The sequence below is a fragment of the Shewanella sp. 10N.286.51.B8 genome (assembly GCF_041469325.1).
GTDB lineage: Bacteria > Pseudomonadota > Gammaproteobacteria > Enterobacterales > Shewanellaceae > Shewanella.
This window is the reverse complement of record NZ_JBFRKG010000087.1, coordinates 1-3,731: the sequence shown is the minus strand read 5'-3', so window position 1 is coordinate 3,731 and position 3,731 is coordinate 1. Positions and strand designations below refer to the sequence as shown.

Below are 3,731 nucleotides of genomic sequence, written 5' to 3'. Positions count from 1 at the left end.
TAGCTTCTCGTAATTAGCTTAGATTTACTCGCAAACTACCCAGTTGTAATTGTTAATCATCTGAACCTAAGTCAGTTAAACTGCTTTGAAAGTTGTTTACGAAGCTTTCTGTAATAGCTAAATTGTCATTTGCATTGCTGTAATCAGTTTTGACTGTAGCCATTTAGTTGTGTCATTTTTTGGTGACATAAGTTGGTTTACTAGCCATGAAAGGTTAACTGTTTAAGTTAGTTGGCAGCGTTAAAGGGTTCTGCGTCTTTGTTTATAAAGCCACTAAACGTGTGCTTAAAACCAGTTATCTTTTTCAAGTAGCACATGTTAAACGAGTCCACCTAAGTCTTTATCACCAAGTGTCCCTGCTTGTTAGGCTCAGAATCTAGTGGACAACGAAAGTGATTTATCTGTTATTTAAACCCTAGTTGCTAATTTTAAGATTTATTTTGATTCATTCTAGATTTTATTAAGCAGTGAAATAACACTCCTTTTTATTAGCTGCTAAAAAAGGTATTCAAGTCAACTATATCAATTGCAGCCTGGTTTGGCATTGGTGTTTGCTCCAATGCAGAATATAGTTTTGTTTAAGGGATTTTTTTAAAGAAGGGTTTTGTGCGGTGCTAATAGGTAAGATAGCTATTCATGCGCTGTAGGTATTAGAAATATAATTGCTTGAGAGCTATTTAAAAGCTTCCAGTCAGCTTATTACGATTAATATAGGGTTTAGTGTACTTTGTTAATATAAGTCCGTTTAAATGTGCGCAGAGGCTAGGGTTATCATTTTCCGGGTAATTAGCACTTTATAGTTTTTTGGGGGGGAATTGCGGCTAATGCAGAGGGATTGATTATTACAACTTTTTGGTTAAACATTAACTCTTGGTTGTTTGAGGGCAACAGTAAACTTAAACTCATAGTTGACTTCCTATACTTTAATTACGCAAGCCAAATAAAAAAGCACCGACCAATTGTGGTCAGTGCTTTACATGGTGATTAGCTTACGGATGAAGCTTAAATTTCGTATGGTCGCTACTTAATCTTGGATTAGTTGTATTTATAACCTTCGGATTGAGTTTGCTCAGAGTAATCTAATTTTTCATGGCTTTGGCCCATGGCTTCAGCAACTTCTGGAGGCATGTAATTTTCATCATGCTTTGCAAGTACTTCAGTTGCTTGTAATACGCCAGGCTCTGTTAATACACCTTGTGCAACAATACCTTGTCCTTCACGGAATAGATCAGGCAACAAGTCATCAAATGTTACGATGATTTCGCCACCAAGAATATCATGAATGGCAAATTCAACATGTAAACTATCAGGATCACGTACCATTGAGCCTAAGGTCACCATACCACCTACACGTATACGTTGACCAACTTCAGGCTTGTCACCTGTATCTGGTTTACCGTTTACAATTTCATACGGAGTATAGAATAAGTTTAAGTTTGAATTTAGCGCATATATTAGTAATGATGCGATACCGGCAACACCTGCAATTAATGCGACTGCCAGTGTTAATCTCTTTTTGCGTCTTGAATTCACTATCTGCTACTCCTAGTTTCTTTAAGGCGGTCTTCTCGTTCCATCTTTTTAGATATTTCGAGTAAGACGGATCTTTTTTGACGAAGGCTCAAGAATAGTAACGTCCCTAAGCTTCCGAAGGTAACACCGTATGACAACCATACATAGAATGCATAACCGCCCATATTTAAAAATTCAGAAAATGATTCGAACTGTATCATTTCGATGCCTCCGCTTTTGCTAATTCTCTAACCCAAGGACGCATTCCATTTCTAGCTAAAATCTCAGCTTTGTAGCGTAGCAAAGTGATTGCACCAATCATTAATCCAAAACCGACGATATTGATAAGTAACGGTGCTAACATTTCCATTGGCATTGATGACTTTTCAGTGATTTTAATTGTCGCAGGTTGATGTAAGCTGCTCCACCAATCAACTGAGTATTTAATAATTGGAATATTAATTACACCAACTATTGCTAAAATGCCCGCTGCACGAGCTGCAAGTACTTTATCTTCAAATGAAGCGTAAAGAGATATTACACCTAGGTATAAGAATAATAGCACCAGTTCTGATGTTAAGCGTGCATCCCATACCCACCATGTGCCCCACATAGGTTTGCCCCATGCAGCACCAGTTAATAAGGCGATAAAAGTGATTACAGCGCCTATTGGTGCAATTGAGGCAGCAACCCAATCGGCTGCTTTAATCTGCCATACAAGCCCGACAAATGAAGCGGATGCCATAGCCATATACGCGGCCATAGACATTGAGGCTGCTGGTACATGGATATAAATAATTCTGAAACTTTCGCCTTGTTGGTAATCCATTGGGGCAAAGAGCATTCCCCAGATGGTTCCGACACTTATAAATAAGATGGCCGAAAATGCAAACCAAGGTAAAAGGGTTGATGCTAGTTTGTATGCACGCTCTGGATCAGCGTATGAATGTAGCCATTTCCACATTTAGTTTGTACTCACTCTTAATGAAGCACCAATTGCAAATGGTGCCATAACTAATGAACCGACCAACATTGCACCAATAATAGCAAGTTGACCTGTGTAGGGTAAATTCATTCCAGCCGCATCAATCGCACTTGTAGCGAAGATGAGAACAGGTATATATAGCGGTAAAATTAGCAAGCTTAGTAGTACACCGCCTTTGCGTAATCCAACCGTTAATGCAACACCAATAGCGCCAAGAAGGGACAATACTGGTGTTCCGACTGCTAGTGTCGAGATTAGCGCGCCATAGCTATTACTATCTAAATGCAGAAGTACAGCAAGTAAAGGTGCCACTAATATTAATGGTACACCGGTTAAAATCCAGTGCGCCAATACTTTTGATAATACCAAAATCGATAATGGCTGTGGGCTGAGCAACATTTGCTCTAGGCTGCCGTCACTAAAATCGGCTTTAAATAAACGCTCTAATGACAGCATCGATGCTAGTAGGGCTGCGACCCAAATAATGCCTGGTGCCACACGTGATAATACTTGTGGTTCAGGGCCAATACCTAGCGGAAACAATGTCACTACCAGTACAAAGAATAATAATGGGTTAAAAATATCACCACGATGTCTAATGGCAATTTTTAGATCCCGTTGCAACAATGTCATAAATGCTTGGGTGTAACTTATGCCTCTTTTCATTGTTGTACCTTATACGAAACGATAGTCTAGTTTTACCTTACGAAGCACATCATCAGTAATGATGCCCATATCTTGGTGAGTTGTCATAATCACGCAACCCCCATTTTTAGTGTGCTGAATAAATAATTGCTCTAGTTCTTCAACACCTTTTTTATCAATGGCGGTAAATGGCTCATCTAAAATCCAAATACGACTGTTGGTATGCCACAGTCTTGCTAATGCGGTGCGACGATGCTGACCTGCAGATAAATGTCCTGCTAGGGCTTCTTCAAAACCGCCTAAGTTAACTTTGGCTAATATATCGTAACTATCAAAGTCATCATAACCACTTAACCTTAAATTGAAGTTAAGATTTTCTTTTGCTGTTAACTCACTTTTAACACCTGCTAAGTGACCTAGGTAAAGTAAATCTTCATTAAATTCATCACGGCATTGTGTGATATCGGTATCGATATATTCGACTTCACCAGCGTATGGCCTTGAAAGTCCGGCTATTATGCGTAGTAAACTGGTTTTTCCGGCACCGTTTGGGCCTTCAATTTGGACAATATCACCAGCGTTAATTTCA

General features: G+C 39.2%; 5 protein-coding genes. All 5 read right to left on the bottom strand.

Annotated features, from left to right (window positions below):
- Nucleotides 1-1,035: 1,035 nt before the first annotated feature.
- Nucleotides 1,036-1,533 carry a cytochrome c maturation protein CcmE gene (ccmE, locus tag AB4160_RS19445; protein ID WP_102440378.1) on the bottom strand — a complete coding sequence of 166 codons (498 nt, stop codon included), beginning with the start codon at nt 1,531-1,533 and terminating at the stop codon, nt 1,036-1,038.
- Nucleotides 1,533-1,730 carry a heme exporter protein CcmD gene (gene ccmD / locus AB4160_RS19440; RefSeq protein ID WP_102440380.1) on the bottom strand — a complete coding sequence of 66 codons (198 nt, stop codon included), beginning with the start codon at nt 1,728-1,730 and terminating at the stop codon, nt 1,533-1,535. Before ccmD ends, ccmE begins: the two co-directional genes overlap by 1 nt.
- Nucleotides 1,730-2,476, bottom strand: a complete 747-nt coding sequence (locus AB4160_RS19435) for a heme ABC transporter permease (protein WP_102520616.1) — start codon at nt 2,474-2,476, stop codon at nt 1,730-1,732. Before AB4160_RS19435 ends, ccmD begins: the two co-directional genes overlap by 1 nt.
- Nucleotides 2,477-3,163 (bottom strand): heme exporter protein CcmB, encoded by a 687-nt coding sequence (ccmB, locus tag AB4160_RS19430; protein WP_102440376.1) that lies wholly within the window; start codon nt 3,161-3,163, stop codon nt 2,477-2,479.
- 9 nt (nt 3,164-3,172) lie between these two features.
- A partial coding sequence (gene ccmA, locus AB4160_RS19425) for a cytochrome c biogenesis heme-transporting ATPase CcmA (protein WP_372006084.1) occupies nt 3,173-3,731 on the bottom strand: 559 nt, incomplete at its 5' end.

Coding starts and splice junctions, on each gene's coding strand:
- ccmB (WP_102440376.1), bottom strand. CDS start 3,163: ATGAAAAGAGGCATAAGTTACACCCAAGCATTTATGACATTGTTGCAA.
- AB4160_RS19435 (WP_102520616.1), bottom strand. CDS start 2,476: ATGTGGAAATGGCTACATTCATACGCTGATCCAGAGCGTGCATACAAA.